The 23,913-nt window shown below is 70.0% G+C and carries 18 protein-coding genes; 15 read left to right on the forward strand and 3 right to left on the reverse strand.

Annotation, left to right across the window (positions count from 1 at the left end):
• From ACXJJ3_RS12040 to ACXJJ3_RS12065, 6 genes are read left to right on the forward strand one after another with little or no spacing between them, the layout of a single operon-like run.
• Entirely contained in the window at positions 1 to 984 is a 984-nt protein-coding gene (locus ACXJJ3_RS12040) for an ABC transporter permease (protein WP_458170074.1), read from the forward strand.
• Complete coding sequence (locus ACXJJ3_RS12045) at positions 981 to 1,868, forward strand: ABC transporter permease (RefSeq protein ID WP_458170075.1); 888 nt, start codon at positions 981 to 983, stop codon at positions 1,866 to 1,868. The genes ACXJJ3_RS12040 and ACXJJ3_RS12045 overlap by 4 nt, the downstream gene beginning before the upstream one ends.
• On the forward strand, positions 1,865 to 2,836 hold the full coding sequence (locus ACXJJ3_RS12050) for an ABC transporter ATP-binding protein (protein ID WP_458170076.1): 972 nt from the start codon (positions 1,865 to 1,867) through the stop codon (positions 2,834 to 2,836). The genes ACXJJ3_RS12045 and ACXJJ3_RS12050 overlap by 4 nt, the downstream gene beginning before the upstream one ends.
• Entirely contained in the window at positions 2,833 to 3,756 is a 924-nt protein-coding gene (locus tag ACXJJ3_RS12055; protein ID WP_458170077.1) for an ABC transporter ATP-binding protein, read from the forward strand. Before ACXJJ3_RS12050 ends, ACXJJ3_RS12055 begins: the two co-directional genes overlap by 4 nt.
• 9 nt (positions 3,757 to 3,765) lie before the next feature.
• Entirely contained in the window at positions 3,766 to 4,803 is a 1,038-nt protein-coding gene (locus ACXJJ3_RS12060) for a sugar phosphate isomerase/epimerase family protein (RefSeq protein ID WP_458170078.1), read from the forward strand.
• A complete protein-coding gene (locus ACXJJ3_RS12065) occupies positions 4,800 to 5,627 on the forward strand; it encodes a PIG-L deacetylase family protein (protein ID WP_458170079.1) in 828 nt (275 codons plus the stop codon). Before ACXJJ3_RS12060 ends, ACXJJ3_RS12065 begins: the two co-directional genes overlap by 4 nt.
• Here ACXJJ3_RS12065 and ACXJJ3_RS12070 read toward each other — a convergent pair.
• Complete coding sequence (locus ACXJJ3_RS12070; protein ID WP_458170080.1) at positions 5,570 to 6,625, reverse strand: LacI family DNA-binding transcriptional regulator; 1,056 nt, start codon at positions 6,623 to 6,625, stop codon at positions 5,570 to 5,572. The two genes, ACXJJ3_RS12065 and ACXJJ3_RS12070, sit on opposite strands and share 58 nt — an antisense overlap.
• A 133-nt stretch (positions 6,626 to 6,758) precedes the next feature.
• Between ACXJJ3_RS12070 and ACXJJ3_RS12075 the strand changes: the two genes are divergently transcribed.
• A complete protein-coding gene (locus ACXJJ3_RS12075) occupies positions 6,759 to 8,837 on the forward strand; it encodes a hypothetical protein (protein ID WP_458170081.1) in 2,079 nt (692 codons plus the stop codon).
• A gap of 6 nt (positions 8,838 to 8,843) precedes the next feature.
• Here the strand turns inward: ACXJJ3_RS12075 and ACXJJ3_RS12080 are convergent, their stop codons facing one another.
• The gene (locus ACXJJ3_RS12080) at positions 8,844 to 9,881 is read right to left on the reverse strand and encodes a LacI family DNA-binding transcriptional regulator (RefSeq protein WP_458170082.1); all 1,038 of its coding nucleotides are present in this window, start codon (positions 9,879 to 9,881) and stop codon (positions 8,844 to 8,846) included.
• A 127-nt stretch (positions 9,882 to 10,008) separates the two neighbouring features.
• Here ACXJJ3_RS12080 and ACXJJ3_RS12085 point away from each other — a divergent pair, with 127 nt between their 5' ends.
• The 8 genes from ACXJJ3_RS12085 (at position 10,009) to ACXJJ3_RS12120 (ending at position 22,225) form a co-directional block, all read left to right on the forward strand.
• A complete protein-coding gene (locus ACXJJ3_RS12085; protein ID WP_458170083.1) occupies positions 10,009 to 12,819 on the forward strand; it encodes a hypothetical protein in 2,811 nt (936 codons plus the stop codon).
• Complete coding sequence (locus tag ACXJJ3_RS12090; RefSeq protein WP_458170084.1) at positions 12,816 to 14,036, forward strand: enolase C-terminal domain-like protein; 1,221 nt, start codon at positions 12,816 to 12,818, stop codon at positions 14,034 to 14,036. The genes ACXJJ3_RS12085 and ACXJJ3_RS12090 overlap by 4 nt, the downstream gene beginning before the upstream one ends.
• Positions 14,037 to 14,062: 26 nt before the next feature.
• A complete protein-coding gene (locus ACXJJ3_RS12095) occupies positions 14,063 to 15,418 on the forward strand; it encodes an ABC transporter substrate-binding protein (RefSeq protein WP_458170085.1) in 1,356 nt (451 codons plus the stop codon).
• Positions 15,419 to 15,420: 2 nt separating this feature from the next.
• Complete coding sequence (locus ACXJJ3_RS12100; RefSeq protein WP_458170086.1) at positions 15,421 to 16,320, forward strand: carbohydrate ABC transporter permease; 900 nt, start codon at positions 15,421 to 15,423, stop codon at positions 16,318 to 16,320.
• Positions 16,317 to 17,162 (forward strand): carbohydrate ABC transporter permease, encoded by an 846-nt coding sequence (locus ACXJJ3_RS12105; RefSeq protein WP_458170087.1) that lies wholly within the window; start codon positions 16,317 to 16,319, stop codon positions 17,160 to 17,162. Before ACXJJ3_RS12100 ends, ACXJJ3_RS12105 begins: the two co-directional genes overlap by 4 nt.
• The gene (locus ACXJJ3_RS12110; RefSeq protein WP_458170088.1) at positions 17,159 to 20,794 is read left to right on the forward strand and encodes a hypothetical protein; all 3,636 of its coding nucleotides are present in this window, start codon (positions 17,159 to 17,161) and stop codon (positions 20,792 to 20,794) included. Before ACXJJ3_RS12105 ends, ACXJJ3_RS12110 begins: the two co-directional genes overlap by 4 nt.
• A 172-nt stretch (positions 20,795 to 20,966) precedes the next feature.
• On the forward strand, positions 20,967 to 21,344 hold the full coding sequence (locus ACXJJ3_RS12115) for an RNA polymerase sigma factor (RefSeq protein WP_458170089.1): 378 nt from the start codon (positions 20,967 to 20,969) through the stop codon (positions 21,342 to 21,344).
• Complete coding sequence (locus tag ACXJJ3_RS12120) at positions 21,341 to 22,225, forward strand: hypothetical protein (protein ID WP_458170090.1); 885 nt, start codon at positions 21,341 to 21,343, stop codon at positions 22,223 to 22,225. The genes ACXJJ3_RS12115 and ACXJJ3_RS12120 overlap by 4 nt, the downstream gene beginning before the upstream one ends.
• On the opposite strand, the gene groL is transcribed toward ACXJJ3_RS12120, so the two are convergent.
• Positions 22,222 to 23,913 (reverse strand): chaperonin GroEL, encoded by a 1,692-nt coding sequence (gene groL, locus ACXJJ3_RS12125; protein ID WP_458170091.1) that lies wholly within the window; start codon positions 23,911 to 23,913, stop codon positions 22,222 to 22,224. The two genes, ACXJJ3_RS12120 and groL, sit on opposite strands and share 4 nt — an antisense overlap.

The raw sequence follows: 23,913 nt of genomic DNA on the forward strand, positions 1-23,913 counted from the left end.
ATGGCCTTCCTGATCAGGCGTTTCGGCTTCTACCTGCTGGCCGCGTTCGTCGCGGTCTCGGTCAACTTCTTCCTGCCCCGGCTGGCGCCCGGCGATCCGGCGTCGACGATGTTCGCGCAGTACGGCAAGAACCTGACACCGGCCGCGCTCGACAGTCTCAAGCAGGCGTACGGCCTGTCGAACGACCCGCTCGTCGTGCAGTACCTGCGCTACCTGGGCGATCTGCTGCACGGCAACCTCGGGGTGTCGCTGTCGCAGTTCCCGTCGCCGGTGACGTCGGTGATCGCCACCGGCCTTGGCTGGTCGGTGCTGCTCGGCGTGCTCAGCGTGCTGGTCAGCTTCGCGGTCGGCTGCGGGATCGGCGCGATCGCCGCCTGGCGGCGGTCCGGCGCGGTCGACCGGATCGCTCCGCCGGCGCTGATCTTCGTCGGCTCGTTCCCGTACTTCTTCCTCGCGCTGTTGCTGCTGTACCTGCTCGGCCTGAAATGGAGCGTGTTCCCGCTCGGGCACGCGTACGACGACGGACTGGTGCCGGAGTGGTCGTGGACGTTCGTGTCCAGCGTGATCAGCCACCTGACGTTGCCGGTGACAACGATCGTCCTGGTGTCGCTCGGCGCCTGGACGCTGAACATGCGCAACACCATGGTCGCGGTGCTCTCCGAGGACTACCTGGCGCTGGCCGAGGCGAAAGGCCTGCAGCCGGGCCGGGTACTGCGGCACGCCGCACGGAACGCGCTGCTGCCGAACGTGACCATGCTCGGCGTCGTCCTCGGCGGTGTACTGAGCGGGCAGATCCTGACCGAGATCGTGTTCTCGTACCCGGGTCTCGGCTACCTGCTGCTGCAGTCGGTCAACACCGTCGACTACCCGCTGATGCAGGCGTTGTTCCTGATCATCACGCTCGCGGTGCTCGGCGCGAACTTCGTCGTCGACTCGCTCTACGTCCTGCTCGATCCCCGTGTCCGGCTGGGAGGCGCCCGATGAGACCACCGCGTTCGTTCTCGTTCTGGCTCGGCGCCGGGGTGCTGGCGGTGCTCGTCGTCGCCGCCGTCCTCGCGCCGGTGCTGGCGCCGTACGGGCCTTCCGAGGCCGGGCCGCTGAACGCCTCGCCGTCGTTCGCGCATCCGCTCGGGACGACCGGCCAGGGGTTCGACGTCCTCAGCCAGTTCCTGTACGGCGCGCGGACGTCGTTCCTGGTGTCGTTCTCGGTGGCCGGGCTGACGACGCTGATCGGGATCGCGGTCGGCCTGGTCTCGGCGTACGCCGGCGGGTGGGTGGACGACGTACTGTCCTTGCTCACCAACGTGTTCCTGGCGCTGCCCGGCGTACCGCTGATGGTGGTGCTGGCGGCGTTCCTGCCGCCGGGTGAGCTGACCATCATTCTGGTGCTGACGTTCACCGGGTGGTCGTTCGGCGCGCGGCTGTTCCGGTCGCAGGCGCTCAGTCTGCGCGAGCGGGAGTTCATCGCGGCGAGCCGGCTGGCGCGGGAGGCGCGGTGGCGGATCATCGTGGTCGAGCTGCTGCCGAACATGCTGTCGATCACCGTTGCCTACCTCATCAATCAGGTAATCTACGCGATCACCGCCGAGGCCGGGCTGGAGTTCCTCGGCCTCGGGCACAGCAGCAAGGTCACCTGGGGGCACGATGCTGAACTGGGCGCAGAACGACTCCGCTCTCCTGCAGGGCTATTGGTGGACGTTCGTGATCCCAGGGCTCGGGATCGCGCTGACCGCGTCGGCGCTGGCGCTGATCAACCACGCGGTCGACGAGAAGGCCGATCCACGGTTGCGCGCGGCACCGATGCTGCGCCAGGCCTTCGGGTTGCGGACCCGCAGCGCGTCCCTCGTCACGCCGGTGGTGAGCCATGACTGAGGTACTGCGGGTCGAAGGGCTGCGGGTCGGGTACGCGACCGAGGACGGCAACGTGCTGGTCGTCGACGGGCTGGACCTGGAACTGCACCAGGGCGAGTTCCTCGGCCTCGCGGGCGAGTCCGGCTCCGGGAAGTCGACGGCGGCGCTCGCGCTGCTGCGGCTGCTCCGCCCGCCGGGCTTCATCTCCGGCGGCCGGGTGCTGCTCGGCGACGACGACATCCTGACGATGACCGACCAGCAGGTCCGCGACGTCCGCTGGCGCGAGGTGTCGATGGTCATGCAGAACTCGCTGAACGCGCTCAACCCGGTCGCCCGGATCGAGCGGCAGCTGGCCGAGGTACTGGACCGGGCGCGACCCGGCGAACGCGCCGCGGCCACGCCGGCGGAGCTGCTCGACCTGGTCGGCATCGACCGCCGCCGGGTCCGTGCGTACCCGCACGAGCTGTCCGGCGGGATGCGGCAACGGGTCGCGATCGCGATGGCGCTCGCGCTCCGGCCGCGGGTCGTGCTGATGGACGAGCCAACGACCGCGCTCGACGTCGTGGTGCAGCACGACATCATCGGCCAGGTCCGCGAACTCCAGGCCGAGCTCGGGTTCGCCGTACTGATGATCACCCACGACCTGCCGCTGCTGCTGCAGACCGCGGACCGGGTCTCGGTGATGTACGCCGGCCGCCTCGCGGAGACGGCCGCCGCCGCCGACTTCGCCGTACGGCAACAGCATCCGTACTCGCAGGCGCTGGTGTCGGCGGTGCCGTCGCTGACCGGTGGACCGGTACGGCTGGCCGGGCTGCCGGGGCAGCCGCCGGATCCGAGCGAACCGCCGACTGGCTGCCGGTTCCATCCGCGCTGCCCGCTCGCCGAGGAGGTGTGCTCGGTCGAGCAGCCACCGCTGGTCACGCTCGGCAACGGCCGCCGGGTCGCGTGCCACGTCACCACCAGGATCATGGAGGGTTCGCGATGAGTACGCCGTTGATGGAGGTCCGCGAACTCAGCAAGGTCTACCGGCCGAGCGGTCTCTGGTCCCGCTCCCGCGTGCACGCCGTCCGCGACCTGTCGCTGACCATCGACCCCGGCCAGATCGTCGCGCTGGTCGGCGAGTCCGGCAGCGGGAAGACCACGGCCGGGCGGATCCTCGCACGGTTGGTGACGCCAACGTCCGGTGCGGTCGACTTCGAAGGACGGCCGGCCGGTCAGCAGCCGGACCCGGCGGTGCAGATGATCTTCCAGGACGTGTTCGGTTCGCTGAACCCGGCGCACCCGGTCGGCCATCACCTACGCCGGGCGATCGTCCGCTCGCCGCATTCCGGCGACGTCGAGCAGACCATGTACGAGCTGCTCGGCTCGGTCGGGCTGCGGCTGGCGGAGCGGTTCGCGAAGAAGTACTCGCACGAACTGTCAGGCGGCCAGCGGCAGCGCGTCGGCATCGCCCGGGCGCTCGCCCCGGCGCCGCGGCTGGTGATCGCCGACGAACCGGTGTCGATGCTCGACATGTCGGTCCGGGTCGACATCCTCAACCTGCTGGCAGGCCTGCGCGACGAGCGCGGCGTGGCGTTGCTGTACATCACCCACGACCTGGTCAGCGCGCGGTACCTGGCCGACCGGATCACCGTGATGTTCAGCGGGTACGGCGTGGAGTCCGCGCCGGCCACCGCCCTGCTCGACGAACCGCTGCACCCGTACACCCGGTTGCTGATCGCATCCGTTCCCGGCTCCGACACCACGACCACCGCACCGACCGGCGCACAGGCGACACCCACGGACGAGGGCTGTCCGTTCGCGGCCCGCTGCCCGCTGGCGACCGCGAAGTGCGTGACCGACATGCCACCCGTGACCACCCTGCCCGGCGACCGCTGGGTGCGGTGTCACGCCGTCACTCCCTGAGGAGGCTGTGTGCTGAACATCGGTATCGACGGACGCAAGTTCCCCCAGGCGGCCGAGCTCGGCCCGTTCAAGCTGCTCGAACGGTGCCACGAACTCGGGTACGCCGGGGTGTTCTTCCGGACCGTCCTGGACATCACCCCCGACCTCGACCGGGCGGTACTGACCGACGTCCGGCGGCTCGCCGACGAGCTCGGGCTGCGGCTCGACATGGGCCTCGGCAAGGTCAACCCGTTCAACACCGCGGAGGCGCCGGAGGTCCGCGACCTCGGCGGCGGCGACTACCTCAAGGGCATGACCCGGATGATCGAGGCGGTGACCGCGATCGGCTGTCACGCCCTGTGGGCCGACACCGCGAACTACCAGCGGCACGGCTGGGGCCTGCACGCGATCGACCGGTTCCGCACCGACGTCACCTGGCCCGAACAGCTCGTTGCCACCCGCAACTTCCTGCGCCGGCTCGCCCCGGTCCTGCGGGACCACGCCGCGCAGGCCGCGGTCGAGACCCACGAGGAGATCACCACGACCGAGATCGTGCAGCTGATCGAGGACGTCGGCGCGGACGTGCTCGGCGTGACGTACGACCCCGCGAACGTCGTGGTCCGCGGCGAGGACCCGGTGCAGGCGGCCCGCCGGGTGGCGCCGTACACGCTACTCACGCACCTGCGCGACGTCGTGCTGTACCCGACGCCGCGGGGCCTCGCCCGGCAGATCCGCGCGTGCGGCGACGGGATGATCGACTGGACCGCGCTGCTGGAGCCGATCGTCGCCGAAGCGCCGGTGAGCGTGCTGACGATCGAGAACGTCGTCGACCGCGACTTCAACGACATCCCGATCTACGACCCGGCCTGGCAGGCGGGTCATCCCGACCTGGCCGTCGGCGAAGTACTCGAGCTGGTGCGGCTGTCGCAGCGCTACACCGACGACGTCGCCGCCGGCCGCAAGCCCGATCCCGACGGCTACTACACCGAGGAGCTCGACCCGATCGACTTCATCACCCGCTCGGCCCACACCCTCCGCGCCACCCTCAGCGAACTGGAGACCCGATGACGCACGCCCTCAAAGTCCTGGTGGTCGGGGCGCACCCCGACGAAGCCGACATGTACGCCGGCGGCACGTCCGCCCTGCTCGCCGACGCCGGGCACGCGGTGAAGTACCTCTCGCTGACCAACGGCGACGCCGGCCACCACGCCCTCGAACGCGGCCCGCTGGCGAGGCGCCGCGCGCACGAGGCGGTCGACGCGGCCCGGCTGCTCGGCGTCCTGGAGTACGAGATCTGGGAGTACCACGACGGGGAGCTCGAGGCGTCGATCGAGGTCCGCCGGCGGGTGATCGCGGCGCTGCGGTCGTGGCGGGCAGATGTGGTGATCGCCTTCCACGGCGAGGTCCCGGGACATCCCGACAACCGCGCGGCCGGACGGGTGGTCCGGGACGCGGTGTCGTTCACCAGCGTGCCGAACGTCGTACCCGACTCGCCCGCGCTCGACCGGCCGCCGCTGTGCCTGCTGATGCCGGACTACGGCTCGCTCGAAGGGCACCGGCACGACGTCGCGGTGGACGTCGACCCGGCCATCGAGGCCAAGCTGGGCGCCTGCGCCGCGCACGCGACCCAGTTCTTCGAGTTCGCGCCGTACCAGCGCGGGCTGATCGACCAGGTCCCGCCGGACGGCGACTGGCCGGCCCGGCGGGAGTTCATCCTGACGTACTGGGACGAGTTCATGGCGGTCGGCGAGGACGTCCGCCCGGCGCTGGCGAAGTACTACGGCGAGGAGCACGCGGACGCGGTCCGGCACGCCGAGACGTTCCAGCTCGCCGACTACGGCCGCACCGTCTCCGACGAGGAACTCCGCCGCCTGCTGCCGCTGTTCGGCTGAGCGGGCGGGGTCGTCGAGGATCGCACCATCAACCGGCTCGGCACGATCGTCCGGCGTTCGGCCGGCGGCTTCCCGTTGAGCTGGTCGAGCAGGATCTGGGCTGCCCGGCGGCCCAGGTCCTGGCTCTGCAGTGCGACCGAGGTGAGACCGGTCGCCGAGGCGGCGGCGGTGTCGTCGAAGCCGGCGACCGAGACCTCGGTGGTGCCTTCGCGCAGCCGTTGCAGGACGCCGAGGGCCATACCGTCGTTGAAGGCGAAGATCGCGGTGGGCGGGTCAGCGCGGGTGAGCAGACGGGCGGCCGCGGCGTACCCGGACTCGGTGGTGAAGTCGCCGCGGTCGGCCAGGGACGGATCGCGGGCGACGTGCGCGTCGGCGAAGGCGCGTTCGACGCCGGCGAGGCGGGCCGCCATCGCGAGGTGGTTCTCGGTGGGACCGTTGACGATGCCGATCCGCCGGTGGCCGAGCGCGAGCAGGTGCTGGACGACGGCGTACGCCCCGCCCTCGTCGTCCGGGTGCACCATCGGCAGGTCGTCGTCGGCGTACCCGATCACGACCGCCGGGTAGCCCTGGAGCAGTAGGTCGGACAGGCCGGTGAGCCCGGCGCCACCCTCGACCAGGAACCCGTCGACCAGGCTCCGGCGGTCGAAGCGGGTGAACGCCGACAGCGCGTCGCCGCCCGGCTCGCGGGTCGACAGCAGCAGCCCGTACCCGCGGGCCGCCACCTCCTGCTCGGCGCCGCCGATCAGCCGCATCAGGTGGTCGTTCCCGAACGTGAACCCGGCGGCGTGAGGCACGACGAGCGCCACCACCTCGGTCCGGCCGCGGGCCATCGCCCGGCCGCCGGCGCTCGGGCGGTACCCGAGCTGGGCGATCGCCGCCCGGACCCGCTCCCGGACCGGCTCGGTCACCGACTGCTCGTCGTTCACCACCCGCGAGACGGTCTGGTGCGAGACCCCGGCAGCGGCCGCGACGTCGCGCATGGTCGGTCGGCCTGCCAACTTCGCCTCCTCCAAGGATCGAACGGCCCGAAGCCTTGACGGCCCGGCCCTGGGAATCCTAGCGTTCCGTACCGGCGATGTGAACGTTCACGTGCTTGTCACTTTCCCCCGCCCGCTAGCAAGGGATTCCGACATGAACGACAAACCCGGGCTCACCCGCCGCCAGGCCCTCGCGGCCGGCGGCGGCGCCTTCCTCTTTCCCACCCTCCTCAACGCGCTGCCGGCGTCCGCGGCCTCGAGCCTCACGACGTCATGGGTCGGCAACACCTACTCGGGCGCCACCGAGTGGATGCAGGACTTCGTCTTCAACATCGCGGTCACCCCGGCCGGCGCGGTCTACACCGTGAGCTTCTGGGACGAGGCCGGCAACTACGCCGGCATCTACAAGGACGGCCACCTGACCGGCAACTGCCGCGGCGCCAACGGTGACGCGGTCGCCGTCAACAGCACGAACGCCTACCTGTCCGTCGGCAACGGCCTGACCGCCTTCACGTTGGCCGGTGCCGCCACCTCCCTGACCTTCCCGGTCGGCAGCCCGCCGGCCGCCGCGGCCGCCACCGATACCCAGGTGATCGCCACCGACCGGGTCCAGAACCGCGTCATGGTCTTCGACGCCAAGACCGCCGCCATACTGCGGACCTGGAGCGTGAACCAGCCCGGCGCCGTCGCGGTCGACAAGACCAGCGGCGAGATCTGGGTGGTCGCGAACATCACCCGGGACGCGAACGACGGCCACTTCTGGCACGTCGACACCGCGAAACCCGCGCAGATCCTGCACTTCGCCGCCACCGGTACGGCGCTCGGCGGCACCATCAACGGCCCCGCCGCGACCTGGATCCCGACCTCGCTCGCGGTCGACCGCGACGGCAGCCTGCTGGTCGGCGACAACGGCCCGCGCCGCCAGGTGCACACGTACAGCACGCCGTCGACAACCCCGCGACTGACCCGCAGCCTCGGCACGTCCGGCGGCATCGGCTCCGGTACGCCGGGCGTCGTCACGCCGGACAAGCTCTGGGGCATCGCAGGCATCGGCGGCGACGCAGCCGGGAACGTGTACGTCGCGATGTCCGAGTTCGGCTCCTGGCTGCGCAAGTACGACCCGAACGGCAACCTGGTCTGGGAGCTGATGGGCGCCGAGTTCGTCACCACCGCCGACTTCGACCCGGCCTCGGACGGCAAGGACATCTACAGCCAGCAGAACCACTACCGGATGGACTACACCAAACCGCCCGGCAGCAACGCGGCGTTTGTCGGGCACTCGCTCGACTCGGTCCGCTACCCGCAGGACGCGCGGCTGTACCTGCCCGGCCACCAGCACCACATCACGTCCCCGTTCCTGAAACGCCTCGGCGGCCGGCTCTACCTGTACGCCACCGGCATGTACGCCTCGCACCTGGTCATCTACCGGTACGACGGCGAGATCGCGCGCCCGTCCGGCGCGATCTTCAAGGCGCACTGGACCGGCGACGACCCGAGCTGGCCGCCGTACCAGCCCGCGGCCGGCGAGTGGATCTGGCGGGACGCGAACGGCGACGGGAAGTTCACCGCCGACGAGTACCTGCAGACCGGCACCGGGCAGAACTCCCCCGGCAACTGCTGGGTGTGGTTCGTCGACGACCGCGGCGACATCTGGGAGGGCGGCGACCGGGACCTGCGGCGCTATCCACTGAAGGGTTTCGACAGCTTCGCCAACCCGATCTACGACTACGCGAGCCGGGTCACGATCCCGCTGCCCGCACCGTTCAAGGTGGTCCGCCGGTTGCACTACGACGTCGCCACCGACGTGATGTACATGTCCGGCTACACCGCCGACCAGCCGTTCGAGAACGCGTACTGGAAGGAATGCGGCAAGGTCCTGGCCCGGTACGACCGCTGGAGCACCGGCAACACCACCCCGACCTGGACGATCCTGCTCCCCTGGGACACCACCGCGTCACCACTGGTCACGACGGTGTCCTGGAAGCCGGCCGGCGACTACATCTTCAGCTGCGGCGTCGCCACCCGGGGCAAGGTCTGGGCCTGGCGGGCGGCGACTGGCGCGGCCGCGGGCAACTGGTTGCCGGGAGCAAATGTCGGCGGCGTCGACCGGACCGGCTGGGTCGACGTACCGTACGGGCTGAACGCGGCCAAGCGGTCCGACGGGTCGTACCAGGTCACGGTTGAGGACGACCTGTTCAACAAGGTGCTGGTCTACAGCTGGATCCCCGGCTGACCGTGATCACGTCGACTGGCGCTGGACGAGATCGGTGCCGAACAGCGTCGCCTGCGGCGGCTGGTCCGGGTTCGCGATCCGGTCCAGGATCAGCTGCGCCGCGGCCTGCCCCTGGCGGCGGATCGCGACCGCCATCGTGGTCAGCCCCGGCCGCACCAGCGCCGCCGCGTCGATGTCGTCGAACCCGACCAGCGCGACGTCCCGCGGTACGTCGAGACCGCGGTCGAGCGCCTCCTGCATCGCACCGATCGCGACGAAGTCGTTGGTGCACACAACGGCCTGGGGCGGATGCTCCAGCGCGAGCAGCCGGTCCATGCCGGCGGCGCCGCCCTCCCGGCTGATCGCACCGTGCACGACGAGTTCGTCGTCGATCCGGATCCCGGCCGCCGCCAGCGCGGCGCGGTACCCGGCGACCCGGTCCGCGGGCGGTCCGATGTCGCTCGGCCCGGTGCTGCTCGGCCCACTGATGAAGGCGATCCGGTCCCGGCCCCGGGACAGCAGGTGCTCGGTCGCCAGCCGGCCGGCGCCGACGTCGTCCGTGGTCACGGTACTGATCCCCGGGTACGGCGCCCGGTGCCCGAACAGCACCACCGGGACACCGGCCTCGACCGCGGGCTCCGCGTCGGTGTGGTCGTCGTAGTACCCGGAGATGCAGATCCCGTCGACGCGGCGGGCCAGCATCTGCTCGACGATCTCGCGGCGCGACACCGGTTCGGCGTCGGAGCTGCAGATCAGCGCCTGGTAACCCTTCGGGGACAGCACGTCCTGCATCCCGCGGGCGAGCTGCGGGTAGAACGGGTTGGTGATGTCCGGGACGATCACGGCGACCGTGGTGGTCGGCTGGCCACGGAGGCTGCGGGCCGCCTCGTTCGGCCGGTAGCTGAGCTCCTCGATCGCGCGTTGCACCTTCGCGCGGGTGCCCTCGGACACCGGGCGGCGGCCGCTGAGCGCGTGCGACACCGTGGTGATGCTGACGCCTGCGCGCGCGGCTACGTCGACGATCCGCACCCGCTGCTTGCTGTCGACAAAACGTCTTGTTGCCATGCCCTGAAGTATGCCATCGCTACATCCCTTGATTTCAAGGGCTCTCTTGACACCGCTGCCGCTGTCCATCACAGTCGGAGCACTCCGAAACGCAAAACGTTCTGCATCCCTGTCCGGAGGTTGGCTCATGCCTGAAATCCCGCCCATCACCCGTCGTCGAGCTCTTGGGTACGGTGCCGCCGCTGCGGCCGGTGCCACGTTCGCCTCGACACTGACCGGGCTGACCGCCCTGCCCAGTGAGGCCGTCGTCGCGGCCGACGACCCGTCGGTCACCTTCACCGCCGCGTTCGATGACGTCACCGCGCTGTACGTCGCCCCGGCCGCACCCGAACTGGTCGTCACGATCACCTCGACGGTCGCGCTGACCGGCACCGTCAGCTGGAAAGTCCTTGCCCACGGCACCGAAGCGGCCGGTGCAGGCAGTACGCCGGTGACGGTCGCGGCCGGCGGTTCCGGCGCGGTCCGCTCCGCCCTCGGGCCGCGCACCCCGGACTTCTACGCCGTCCAGGTCGACCTCACCGACGGCACCGGCAAGCTCCTCGCCACCCGCACCCTCGGGCTCGGCGTGCTGCACCCGCCGACCGACGGCCTGCGGCCCGGGTCGTCGTTCGGTCTCGGCCTGCGCGGCGAGTCCGACCCGGTGATCACCAAGCGGATCGCGCAGCGGATGGGCGCCAAGTGGACCCGCGGCGTGCTGTCGATCTGGCCGGACGCGGTCTGCACCGCGCCGGGCAAGTTCTGGAACCAGGCGGCGATCGACAAGGCCCGCGCCGAGGTCGCCGAATGGCGCTCGTACGGTATCGAGCCGATCGGCTTCATCGCCTACAACATGTGGTGGAACGTCGCCCCCGGCCCGAACGGCGAGGCGCTCAAGCTGCACCAGAACAAGCCGCTCGACCTGAACGCGCACATCGAGATGACGTACCGCGCGATCGCCCCGATGCAGGACCTGGTGAAGAACTGGGAGATCTGGAACGAGCCGTGGGTCCACGGCTGGACCTGGAAGACCGGCGACGCCCAGGACTACCGCGACCTGCTCAAGAAGACCTGGGACCGGATCAAGCCGGAGTTCCCGGACGTGAACCTGATCGGCGGCGGCTCGGTCCCGTACCAGCGCGACATCGTGTACGCGAAGGGCTCCCAGGACATCGGCTACCTGGATGGCTCGGTCAACCACGCGTACGGCGTACCGGATCCGGTGCAGTACGCGCTGACCAAGGTCCAGATCAAGATGGACAAGCTCTGGTCGAAGTCGAACGGCCGCGCCGGCCAGTGGCAGACCGAGCTCGGGACGGCGGCTGACTCGTTCCCCGGCCTGCCGTTGGAGGACGTGCCCTACGCCGTCGCGCGGACGCTGGCACCGACGTACCTGCTGCATCTGCTCGCGGGTGCCGAGGAAGACTCGCCGATGAAGGTGTTCTGGTTCTCGCTGTCGTACGACAAGGGGTACTCCGGCGACACGTTCAACATCTACGACGTCGGCACGAAGACGCCGCGGCCCGCGGTGGTGGCGTACTCGGCGATGACCAGCCGGCTCGAGGACTCGCGGATGCTGCGGGAGCTGTACCCGGACGCGCGGTCCACGTGGGGCTTCCTGTTCGAGGACACCGACGGGCACGGTCGCGCGGCGTTGTACTCGGTCCCTCGCGAACCGGATGGTTATGCCCACAAGGAAAGCGGTTACCGGGGCACGCTCACGCTGCCGGACGCGCGCGGCATCAAGGTGTACGACTACCTCGGCCGCGAGCTCAGCGACGGCCGCGCGCCGCAGGTCACGCTGCCGGTGAACCCGTGGGAGGTCCTGTACTTCGACAGCGACCGCTCCCCCGAACAGCTCGCCACCGCGCTGACCAGGTCGGCGCGCTTCGACTACGACACGCCGCTCGACATCCGGCCGCTGTCGTTCACCCAGCCGATCGACGCGTCCGGCGCACTCGCCGTCCGGGTCGAGAACGTCACCCCGCAAAGCGTCAGCACGCTGCTGTCCGTGCAGGCGCCGGCCGGGTGGGTCCTGCAGACGCAGCAGGTGGAGGTGGACGGGCTCCGTCCCGGTGAGGTCCGGACCGTCCGGTTCCCGGTGGTTGCCTATCGCAACGATCCGTCGAACGCGTACCTGATCAAGTACTCCGCGAAGATCGCCGGGAAGCTCCGGCAGAGCGGCGAGCGGGAGATCCAGCTCGCGTACGCGCCGTACCGGACGATCACCATCGGCGCGGACGCGTCGCAGTGGGCCGGGATCGCGGGCGTGAGCGTCGCGAACACCTCGGCCACCGGCGACCGGAAGGAGTACCGGCTGTGGTCGGCGTGGGACGAGGACTTCTTCTACGTCCGCGCCGTCCTCGAAGACGCGGTGCACTTCGGGAACAAGCCGTTCCCGCAGGACCAGTACGCGTTCCCGTTCAAGGCGGACAGCCTGCAGCTCGCGTTCGACGCCGGCCCCAAACCGGACGACCTGCTCGCCGGGGACCGGCACTACGCGAAGTGCGGCGGGTCGTTGTCGCACCTGTACGTCGCGACGCTCGCGCAGGGCGGGGTGTCCGAGCTGCACCGGCAGGCCGCGCCCGGGACCAACTACCAGACGTTCTACCCGACCAACGCGCCGCTCGATCCGCCGCTCGGGCTGCTGCCGGCCGCCGAAGGACGGGCCTTGGTCACCCGGGACGAGACCGCGAAGACGACGACGTACGAGGTCGCGATCGCGTGGGACCAGCTGCCGGAGCTGGCACGGAGGACGGCCGCGCTCGGAGCCGGTGAGCACCTGCAGACCACGTTCGCGTTCGCGGTGGCCGACGCCGGGACGGGCGGGCACGGGATGACGTACTGGACGACGGAGAACGGCCCGGTCACCACCGGGTGCTACAACTTCGCGCCGTTCTGGGGTACCGGCGGGCTGGCGCTCGGCGGCCGCGTCGACACTCCGTGGGGACTCGGCCGATGACTGTGCCGATGCCGCCGTGGGAAGGGTCGGACGTGCGGATCACGGGCGTCCAGGCGTTCCTCACGGCTCCCGAGGGGACCACGCTGGTGGTGGTCCGGGTCGAGACCAGCGAGCCAGGCCTGTTCGGCGTGGGGTGCGCGACGTTCACGCAGCGCGCGAACGCGGTCGCCACCGCGGTGACCGACTACCTGGCGCCGCAGCTGATCGGGCGGGATCCGGCAGACATCGTCGACCTCACGACGATCCTGCACCTGAGCGGGTACTGGCGGTTCGGTCCGGTGCTGAACAACGCGATCTCCGGTGTGGACATGGCGTTGTGGGACATCAAGGGCAAGCTCGCCGGGATGCCCGTCTGGCAACTGCTGGGCGGCCGCACCCGTACCGCCGTCCCCCTCTACGGCCACGCCTCCGGCCGCGACCCCCAGGAAGTAGCCGACGAAGTACGAGCCCTCCTCGAAGCGGGCTACACGCACGCCAGATGTCAGGTAGCCGTCCCCGGCGGAAGCACGTACGGCGCTCCGTCCACCGGTTCTGCGACCGGAGCGTGGGATCCCCGGAAGTACGCCCGGACGGTGGTTGGGCTGTTCGAGCATCTCCGGCAGGAGTTGGGGGATGAGGTCGAGCTGATCCACGACGTGCACGAACGGGTGGCTCCGGTGGATGCGATCGGGCTGGCGCGGGAGCTGGAGCCGTACCGGTTGTTCTTCCTGGAGGACCCGGTGGCGCCCGAGGACCTGAACTGGTTGCGCCGGTTGCGCGAGCAGTCGTCGATCCCGATCGCGATCGGCGAGCTGTTCACGAACCCGGCGGAGTACCGCCCGCTGCTCGCCGAAGGGCTGTTCGACTTCGTCCGGGTACACCTGTCCGCGATCGGCGGCATCACCCCGGCCTGGCGGCTCGCGGCGGCGTGCGACCTGTTCGGCGTACGGACCGCCTGGCACGGTCCGGGCGACGTGTCGCCGATCGGGCACGCCGCGAACCTCGCGCTCGACCTGGTCAGCCCGAACTTCGGGATCCAGGAGCAGCACCCGTTCAACGCCGACGCCGAGGAGGTGTTCCCCGGCGTACCGCAGCCGCGGGACGGCCACCTGTGGCCGAGCGACCGTCCCGGCCTCGGCGTCGACTTCGACGAACGGGCCGCCGACAAGTACCCACCGCGGCCGCGCGACCCGTGGAAGCCGCCCCGCCGCCCGGACGGCGCAGTGCAACGCCCGTGAAAACCGTTTCTGGAAAGGACATTCCGATGAGAGCAAGAATCCCGGTGCTGCTGCTGTGCGGTAGCCTCGCGCTGGCCGCGACGGGCTGTACGGTCGGCGGCTCGGCCGACTCCGCCGCGGGCTCCGGCGCCAAGAAGACCCTGGTGGTCGCCGAGTGGACGAACCCGTCGGCGATCGAGGCGACCAAGAAGATCAACGCGATCTTCGAGAAGGAGCACCCGGGCGTCACGGTCAAGCTGGAGAACGCCCCGACCGCCGCCGGCGCCTGGGGCACGCTGACCAACAGCCTGCTGTCCGCGAAGTCGGTCGACGTACTCGCGCAGTTCGCGCCGACGCCGGCCAAGTTCCCGCCGGCCGACACCGGCCTGAAGTCGTCCGGTTCGGCCGCGCTGATCACGGCCGGCCAGATGACCGACCTGTCCGGTCAGGACTTCATGAAGTCGTACGACCCGGTGCTGCAGAAGTACGGCGCGGGCTACAGCGGCGGGATCTACGGCGTGGTCGCCGCGGAGTACATCGGCCACGGCGCGATCTGGTACAAGAAGGACCTGCTGGACAAGTACGGCGTGCAGGTGCCGACGACGTACAGCGAGTTCGTCGCCGCGCTGAAGAAGTTCAAGGACGCCGGCAAGACGCCGATCTTCGTGGCCGGCAAGGACGGCCTGCAAGGCATCGTGTACGGCGGCGCGGTCCAGCAGCTGCTGATGAAGGGCCAGACCGGGTCCGACTCGACCGCGGTCAGCGACCAGCGGGCGAAGGCCTTCTGGGCCGGTACCAAGACCTGGAACGACCCGGTCTACAAGGAGGCCGCGACCAAGTACACCGACGTCATGCAGTACATCGAGCCGGCCGCGTCCGGTGTCGCGCAGCTGACCGCGCCTGGTGTCTGGGCGGCGAAGTCCGACGACTTCCCGTTCTTCCTGGACGGGTCCTGGGACGGCAACACGATCAAGGAGGCGAACCCGGACCTGAAGTTCGGCTTCTTCGTGATGCCGGCCACCGACGACGCCGCGAACAACCGGATCCCGGTGAAGGCCGACCTGACCTGGATGGTGCCGACCTGGGCGCCGAACAAGGACCTGGCGATGGACTGGCTGCGGACCTTCTCCCGGCCGGAGAACTACAAGCTCTGGCTGGACGCGACCGGCTCGACGTCGACCCAGCCGGGCGTCACCTCGTCGACGCTGCCGTGGATGGACTGGCTGAACGAGCACAGTGACCAGCGGTTCGTCGCGCTCACCGACCCGTGGATCCCGGCCGGTGCGCCGCCGGAGGCCGCCGGACCGGACCTGACCAAGATGACGCCGTTCGGCAAGCAGAGCGTCGACGCCGCCCTGACCGGCGCGGCCGCGGCGTACCAGAAGTCGGTGGGGAAGAAGTAGCGATGACGACCTGTCCGTTCGGCACCCGCCGGACCCGCCGCTGGATCCCCTGGCTGTCGATCGCGATCCCGGGGATCGGCTGGCTGGTGTTCGGCCTGTACCCGTCCGTCGCCACGGTCGGCTACTCGTTCACGAAGTACTCCGGGCTCCCGGGCACCGCGCTCAACGTCTGCGGGCTGTGCAACTACCGGGACGCCTTCACCACGATGCTGCCGGACGTCGCGGGCAGCCTGAAAGTGACGATCATCTACGTGATCGCGGTGACCCTGCTGCAGAACGGGGTGGCGCTCGGACTCGCCGTGCTCTTGAAGGAGAAGCGCCCGCTGTACGGGTTGTACCGGGCGCTGATCTTCATGCCGCAGATCTTCAGTGTCGCGGTCGTCGGCGCGATCTTCTCGCTGCTGCTGGACCCGTACAGCGGGCCGGTGGCGCACATCCTGCGGTCGGCGTTCGGGATCACGTCGTCGCTGCTCGGGTCGACGAAACTCGCGCTGCCCCTGGTGATCGGCGTGAACGTGTGGATGTTCAGCGGGTACTCGATGCTGATCTACATCGCCGGGCTGCGGCACATCCCGAAGGACGTGTACGAGGCCGGCGCACTGGACGGCGCCGGCCGGTGGGCGGTGTTCCGGCACATCACCTGGCCGCTGCTCGCGCCCGCCACCACGGTCAACGTGTTCCTCACCGCGATGGGTTCGATCGGTGAGTTCGCGCTGATCCTGGTGCTCACCAACGGCAACTTCGGCACCCGGACCCTGGGGCTCTCGATGTTCACCACCGCGTTCGGCAGCAACTCGCAGCTCGGCTACGGCTCGATGCTGGCGATGCTGCAGTTCTTCCTCACACTCGTGATCGGCGGCGGCCTGCTGGTCGTGCTGCGTCGTCGGGAGGTCTCGCTGTGAGAGCTCGCCATTTCACGAGCCAGGCGGCCTGCCTGGTGATCTCGGTCGGGATGTTCGCGCTGCCGGTGATCTACCTGGCGCTGCAGTCGGTGAAGCCGTACACGGCGTTCCTGCGCGATCCGACCGGCATCCCGTCGGTGGTCAGCGGGACGAACTTCAGCCAGGCGTGGACGCAGGGCGACTTCGGCCGGCAGATGGTCAACAGCCTGGTGTACGCCGTGGTGCCGGGGGTGATCACGTTGATTCTCGGGGTGTTCCTGGCTTTCCCGATCTCGCGCGGGTACTTCCGGCACTCGAACGCGCTGTACGGGTTCTTCGTGTTCTCCGGGTTCCTGCCCGGCGGGCTGATCCCGCTGTTCGTGGAGGCGCAGGCGCTGCACCTGTACAACAGCATGGTCGGGTACCTGATCATGACCAGCCTCGCGGGCGCCGGGTTCTTCTTCTTCGTCGGCTACATCAAGGGGATCCCGCGCGAGCTGGACGAGGCCGCCGCGATGGACGGCTGCGGGTACGTCCGGTTCATCCTGCAGATCATCGTGCCGCAGATGAAACCGGCGCTGGCGACATTCGGGATCTTCGGGTTCATCGGCAGCTGGAACAACCTGATCCTGCCGCTGGTGATGCTGTCGGACTCGAAGCTGTGGCCGGTGACGCGCGGCCTGTACTCGTTCTTCGGCGAGTACAGCCAGAACTGGCCGTTGATCGCGGCCGGGACGCTGATCGTCGCCGGACCGGTGATCGTGGTGTTCGCAGTCCTGCAGCGCTATCTGGTCGACGGCGTCGCCGGCGGCGCGATGGCCGGCAGCCGCGGCGTCGCCCAGCCCGCCGTGGAGTCCGAGTGACGGACTGGCCCGCCGGAGCTCGGAGCATCCGCTTCGAGCTCCGGGACCGCCTGAACCACTCCGAGTTCAGCTGGCCCCACACGCTGGTCACCTACCGCGTCCGCTGGCCGGTCCCGGCCTACGACCAGCTGCAACTGATCGACGGCTCCGGTACGCCGGTCCCGTGCCAGCTGTCCGAGGTCCGCCGCGACCACGGCCTCCTCACCGAAGCCTCCGTCTCCTTCCTCACCGACCTTCCCCCAGGCGAATCCCGCACCTTCGAACTACGCCCCGGCCCGCCCACCATGGCCCGGAATTCACTGGTGGTCTCCTACGAAGCCGATTCGATCATCGTCGACACCGGTCGCCTGCGGGTCCGCCTTCCCCGGGACACCGCGGCGGGGATCGCCTTCGACCGCGGGACCGGCTGGCTCGGGCGGACGTCCTTCCGCAACGCCCCGCCGATCGTCGGATTGCAGACAATCCTGCAAGACGCCGGCGACCTCTTCGCGACCTTCCGGCTGATGTACGACTTCGACGGCGGCGGCCGGTACGTCGCGACGATCCGCTGTGTCGCCGGCTACGACCACATCGAGCTCGACGAGGAGATGAGCGGGCTCGGCGACGCGTTCTGGGAGCTGGAGTGGACCGGCTTCCGCCCCACGCACCGCTTCTCCTCCACCTGGCCGTACTCGCAGGACCTGTCCGTCCACGAGTGGCTCCCGATCGACGAGCCGCTGGTGATCGGCGACGCCGGCGAGGACCCGGCGTTCTTCGGCCGTGCCCGGACCGAGGATCCGGCCGCCGAGATGGCGTTCACGGTCGCGCCGTACGCGCCGTCGTACGCGTTCGACGTCCGCCCGCACGCGACGTTCTGGAACGCCGGCACCGGCGTCGGCGTCTTCGTCCTCGACCCGGAACATTGGGACGACCAACAGTACGCGTTGTGGGCGTCGTCGCCCGCGCTCCGGATCCGCTTCCGGTACGACGGCGTACTGCGGTGGACGTGGCCGTTGCGGGACGGCACGCGGCGCACGGGGATCGCGTGCTACGACCACGGCCTCGGCGTACCGCAGGAGTTCCGGACCACGCACGTCCGGCAGCTGCAGCACTGGTACAGCACGCTCAGCCTGGATCGCGTCAAGGACTGGCAGCTCTGGTACGACGGGACGCGGCCGCCGTCGCCGTACCACGACGGGCCGATCACGTCGGCGGAGGAGCTGCTCGACGAGCTGTTCGACGGGGCCGAAGGGCCGCGGCTGATCGCGCGGGGCGTGAACGACGTCGCCGGGTACAGCAACATCGGGCAGCGGCCGTTGTACGAGCGGCTGGTCGACGGGTACGCGCGGCTCGGCGACAAGCTCGACCCGGGCGATCGGGAGCGGGCCGAGGCGTTGCTGCTGCTGAATGCGTACGTCGCGGCGTCCGAGGAGATCGGGCCGATGCGGCGGATGTTCGGCGGGCACCCGAACTTCATGGCGGACGGGAAGGCGGCCCTCGGATGCTTCGCCTGGTTGTTCCCGGAGCATCCGGCCGCGGCGTCGTGGCTCGACCAGTTCGGGAAGTTCGTCGAACTGGTGGCGGCGTTCCACACCCGGCCGGCGGACGGGGACGCGCGCGGCGGGCGATGGACCGAAAGCCTGGCGACGTATGTGTGGGCCTTCTTGCGGCCGACCGTCCTCGGGAACATCTGCGGGATGCTCGCGGACGGGCGCAACCGGCTGGCGAACCCGCAGCTGGCGGCGATGGGTTCGTGGCTGGTCGAATCGTTGACTCCGCCAATGCTGTTCGGCGGGCGGGTGCATCCGCCCCAAGGGGCGCACGCGTACTGGCCGCGGCGTCCACCGCTGGAGTTGCGGCTGCTCGCGCAGGCGCTGCGGAACTACGCGCCGCTGGTCGCCGAGCATTTGCTGTGGGCAAGCAGTACGGACGCGTCGCTGCTCGAGCACCGGCCGGGCGCGGCCGATCCGTGGCGGTTCGCGGTCGAGGCGGGAACGGGGACGAACCCGCGACTGCGGAGCACGAAGCACGCCGGGTACGGCGTCACGCTGCGCGCGGACGTGGACCGGCCGACCGAGATCGCGGTGTTCCTGCAACAGACGGACCCGGGGCCGAACTACCGGTGGGGCGTACCTGGCGACAACGGTTCCGGGACGATCTACTACTACGCGGACGGCCGGAGCCACAGCGGGCACGGCCCGGAGGACGCGGGCGATCGCCGCGCGCCGGGCGCGACGTACACGAGCTCGTTCGGGGTCTGGGCGGACGGGTCGTACCGTTCGATCGGGCCGCATGCGCTCGAGCGGCCGCTGTACGACCTCGGCTGGGCGCAGTACGCCGAGATCGTCGGGGACGGGGTGTACCGGAGCCGGTCGGTGATGCTGATCGGGAGCGACTACCTCGTCGTGTACGACGCGGTGGCGCCGAACCAGCGGACCGCGTGGACCTGGTCGGTGGCGACCGCCGCCACCGGGTGGGACGCGAACAGCGTCGACGAGGTGGTGGACGAGCTGCCGTTCATCCACGTCGCGGGACGGGAGCTGTCGGAGTTCAGCACCGAGTACAGCCGCGGCGTACGCAGCGAAAGCCCCGCGGACGGCACCGGCGGCAACGTCCTCGCGCTCGTCAGCCACCGCCCGGACGTCGAGGTGACCGACACCCCGTGGGGATTTCAGGTCCGGACTCCCGACGCGGTCGACCACATCTTCCGGCGCTCGCCCTCCGTCTACTACGAGCCCGCCCAGATCGACCATGACGCCGCCATTCACTTCACCGGCACCGCAGGCGCCGTCCGCCTCTCCGCCGACGGCTCCCAGCGCCTCGCCCTCTTCCAAGGCTCCCGCATCGGCACCCCCGCCGTCACCCTCACCACCCCCGACCCGGCCCTCGCCGTCACCCTCGACCTCCCCACCTTCAAAGGCGTCTACTACTCCCCCACACCCACCGCCTTCACCCTGTCGGAAATACCCGGCGACCTCTACGTCGACGGCGCACCCGCCGACTCCACCGCCCTCCCCGCCGGCCGCCACCACTGGGAGATCACCACCGGCAAACCCCAACCCCTCCCACCCGAAATCACCCACCTCACCGGGGCAACCGTCCACTTCACGCCGGTCGCCGGCGCCGAGGACTACGAACTCCAGCTGAGCGAAGACGGCGGCCTCACCTGGCAGGCCATCGCCGAACTCACCGGACGCGAGCAGGACGTGCATGTGCGAGTGATCGCCCTCAACAGCGACCAACGCAGCGAACCGAGCCGCGACTATCCGGTGAGGATGTCCAACGACCCGCCGGACGGGCTGAAGGTCCAGGTGGTGGAGCGCGTCGCGACCGTGACGTGGGGCCAGGTCCTGGGAGCGTCCGGCTACCGGTTGTACCGGTCGACTGGTGGGGAGGTGTATCGCGGGCTTGGGCAGGAGTTCGTGGAGGAACTGGAGGACGGAGTGCACCAGTACACCGTCGCGACGGAGAACGCGGACGGCGTAGGCCCACGGTCCGCACCAGTGGACACCGATCCGGACAGCTGGCAGAACTGGCAGCCGCCGGGCGGAGCGACCTTCCGGCGCGGCCACACGTACAACCAGCCGCCGTCCACCGACCAGGGCGGGACCGCGTCGCCGTCCGCGGTCCCGCCTGGTGAACGGGGCCGATGACGGGCGGACGCGGTCCTGCCGTGGTGTGACCCCGCCGGGTACGGACGGGGTCACGGGGTTAAGTCTACTGATTTGGTAGACATTCCTGGTGGTGTCTCGGAGTGCGGACGGGACCCCGGTCGGAGGGTCGGGACATGAAGGGGGGTGAGTACGGGACGATCTGGAGGTGGCGGTGGGTGACGCGGAGTTGTGGGAGCGGGGACCGGACGGCTTCGGGGTGCGGAACGAGCGCCGACGGCAACGGTTCCGGTGGCTGAACCTGCACAGGCAGGTGCCGGCCCCGGACGAACCCGATCACGCCGACCGGGTGGCCGCACGGATCGACGACGAACGGGAGGCCCGGCGGTTGCGGGCGCTGCTGGAGAAGTTGCCGCGGCACGAGCAGGAAGTCGTCGAGCTGTGCTTCTGGAGCGGGCTCGACGCCCAGTCCGCGGCGGTCGCGCTCGACGTACCGCTCGGCACCGTGAAGTCCCGGATCGCCCGCGCACGCAAGCGGCTGCGCGAGCTCAGCGTCGACGTACCGTCGGATTCCCTGGAGAAGCTGCCATGAACGAACTGTTGACCCGCCGGCCCGACCACCCGCTGCCGCCCGAGACCCACGAACGCCTCCGCGCGGAACTGCTGGCCACCATCGAGACCAAACCCCGCCGCACGCTCGCCCCGCTCGTCGCGGCTGCCGCCGTGCTCGTCGTGGTGGCCGGCCTGGTGGTCGCGATCCGAACGTCGAAGCCACACACCGCACCACCCGCCGCCCAGCCGAACGCGACCAGAGCGCTGACGCCGGCCGAAACCGAGACCCTCCGCCAACAATGCCTGACCGAGGCGAACCGCATCACCAGCAAGGGGATGCCGCACCCGTTCACCGACTTCACAGTGCTGAAGGCGTTCGAGTTCAGCACCGTGCGGGACCCGAAGGTGGTGAACACCTGGCTGATCGGGCGCGGCGTCGAGACGTTCCGCAAGCTGCCGGGACTGGAGCAGCCCAAGTTCTGGCTGTGCAGCCGCACCGCGGGTGGGGTGATCAGCGAGTCGAGCATCCGGTTCGCAACGGGCGCCCGGATCACCGGAGGCCCGTTCCTGCGCTTCGCCCGGAACGCAGGCGTCTACACGAAGACGGTCGCCCGCGTCACGGTCCAGCCGAAGGGGCAGGAGCCGATCGACGCAGCACTGTGGAACGGCTTCTGGTTCGCGCCGACGGTCGGCCGTACCGGCTGGGGGCCATACGACTCCGGGGACCCCGGCCGCGACGACTTCGTGATCCGGGCGTACGACGCGGCCGGCAGACTGCTGAGCACCGAACCCGAGCCGACACCACGCACCGCGCCGGTGACCTGCCCGCAGGTGTTCGTGACGCTTCCGAACGGGAAGACGGACACCGTGCCGCAGACACCGACGCGACCCGAGTGTGTGGAGTACCGCTGGCCCTCCTAACCGACGGACGGGCCGAGGCCCAGGGACTGCGGCGTGCTGGAGTCGGGGGAAGGCTGGTGGAGGCCTTCGTCCAGCGCGCCGTACTCGGTCATCAGCGACGGGCTGCCGCCCCACGGGGTCTGTTCCTCGGCGATCAGGGTGTTGGTGGTGAGGAGCAGGCCGGCGACCGAGGCGCCGTTCTGGAGGGCGGAGCGGGCCACCCGGAGCGGGTCGATGATGCCCATGGCAAGCATGTTGCCGTAGCGGCCGTCGAGGGCGTCGAAGCCGTCGTCGACGTCCATCGCGGCGGTTCGTTCGAGGACCTCGGCGCCGGAGTAGCCGGCGTTCGCGGCGATCAGGTACGCCGGTTCGCGCAGCGCGCGCCGGACGATGTCGACGCCGATCCGGTAGTCACCCTGCACGTCGAGGTCGTCGAGCGCCGGCGATGCGTGCAGCAGCGCCATCCCACCGCCGGCGACGATCCCCTCGGCCATCGCGGCCCGGGTGGCCGACAACGCATCCTCGACACGGTGCTGCAGCTCCTTCAGTTCGACCGGTGTCGGTGCGCCGACCCGGATGATCGCGACCTTGCCAGACAGTGCGCCGATCCGCTCGGTCAGGACGTCCTCGTCGACGCCGAACGTCGCCCGCTCCAGCTCCGCGCGCAGCTGAGCGATCCGGAACGCGACGTCCTGCTCGTGCCCGGACCCGGCCACGATCGCCGTACGGTCGGCGTTGACCCGCACCTGGTCCGCGCGGCCGAGCTGGTCGAGCGTCATCGTCTCCAGGCTGAACCCGGAGTGCCGGCTGTACACCGCGCCGCCGGTGATCGCCGCGATGTCCTCGAGCTTGTGCAGCCGCCGGTCGCCGAACCCGGGCGCCTTGATCGCGACGCACTGGAACAGCCCGTTCACGTGGTTGTGCACCAGCATGCTGAGCGCCGTACCTTCGAGGCTCTCCGCGATGATCACCAACGGCCGCGGCTCCCGCATGATCTTGTCGAGCAGCGGCATCACCTCCTGCACCTTGGTGATCTTCTCGCTGCACAACAGGATGTACGGGTTGTCGAGGACGGCCTGCAGACTCCCCGGATCGGTCACCATGTACGGCGACAGGTAGCCGTTGTCGAACTCGAACCCCTCGACGAAGTCCACGCTCATCCCGTGTACGGCGGACTCCTCGACGGTGACGATCCCGCCGTCGCCGACCCGGTGCAGCGCGCGGGCGATGACCGCGCCGACCACGTCGTCGTCGTTCGCCGAGATCGCCGCGACCCGGGCGTAGTCGTGCTCGGTCTGGACCGGGTGCGCGACCTCGCGGAGCCGTTCGACCAGCCGGGCGACGGCCAGGTCGATGCCGCGTTTCACCAGCACCGGGTTGCCGCCGGAGCCGATCGCCGCCATGCCTTCGCGGATGATCGCCTGCGCGATCACGGTCGCGGTGGTGGTGCCGTCGCCGACGATGTCGTTGGTCTTGATCGCGGCTTCCTTGACCAGCTGGGCGCCCATGTTCTCGAACTGGTTCTTCAGGTGTACTTCGCGGGCGATCGTGACCCCGTCGTTGGTGACCACCGGGGAGCCGGTGATCTTCTCCAGGATCACGTTGCGCCCCTTCGGGCCGAGCGTCGACTTCACTGCGTCAGCCAGCTGATCAACACCGGCCAGCAGCAGTTCACGAGCAGTCTCTCCGAACCGCAGCTCCTTCGCCAT

The sequence above is a fragment of the Kribbella sp. WER1 genome (genome assembly GCF_054189145.1).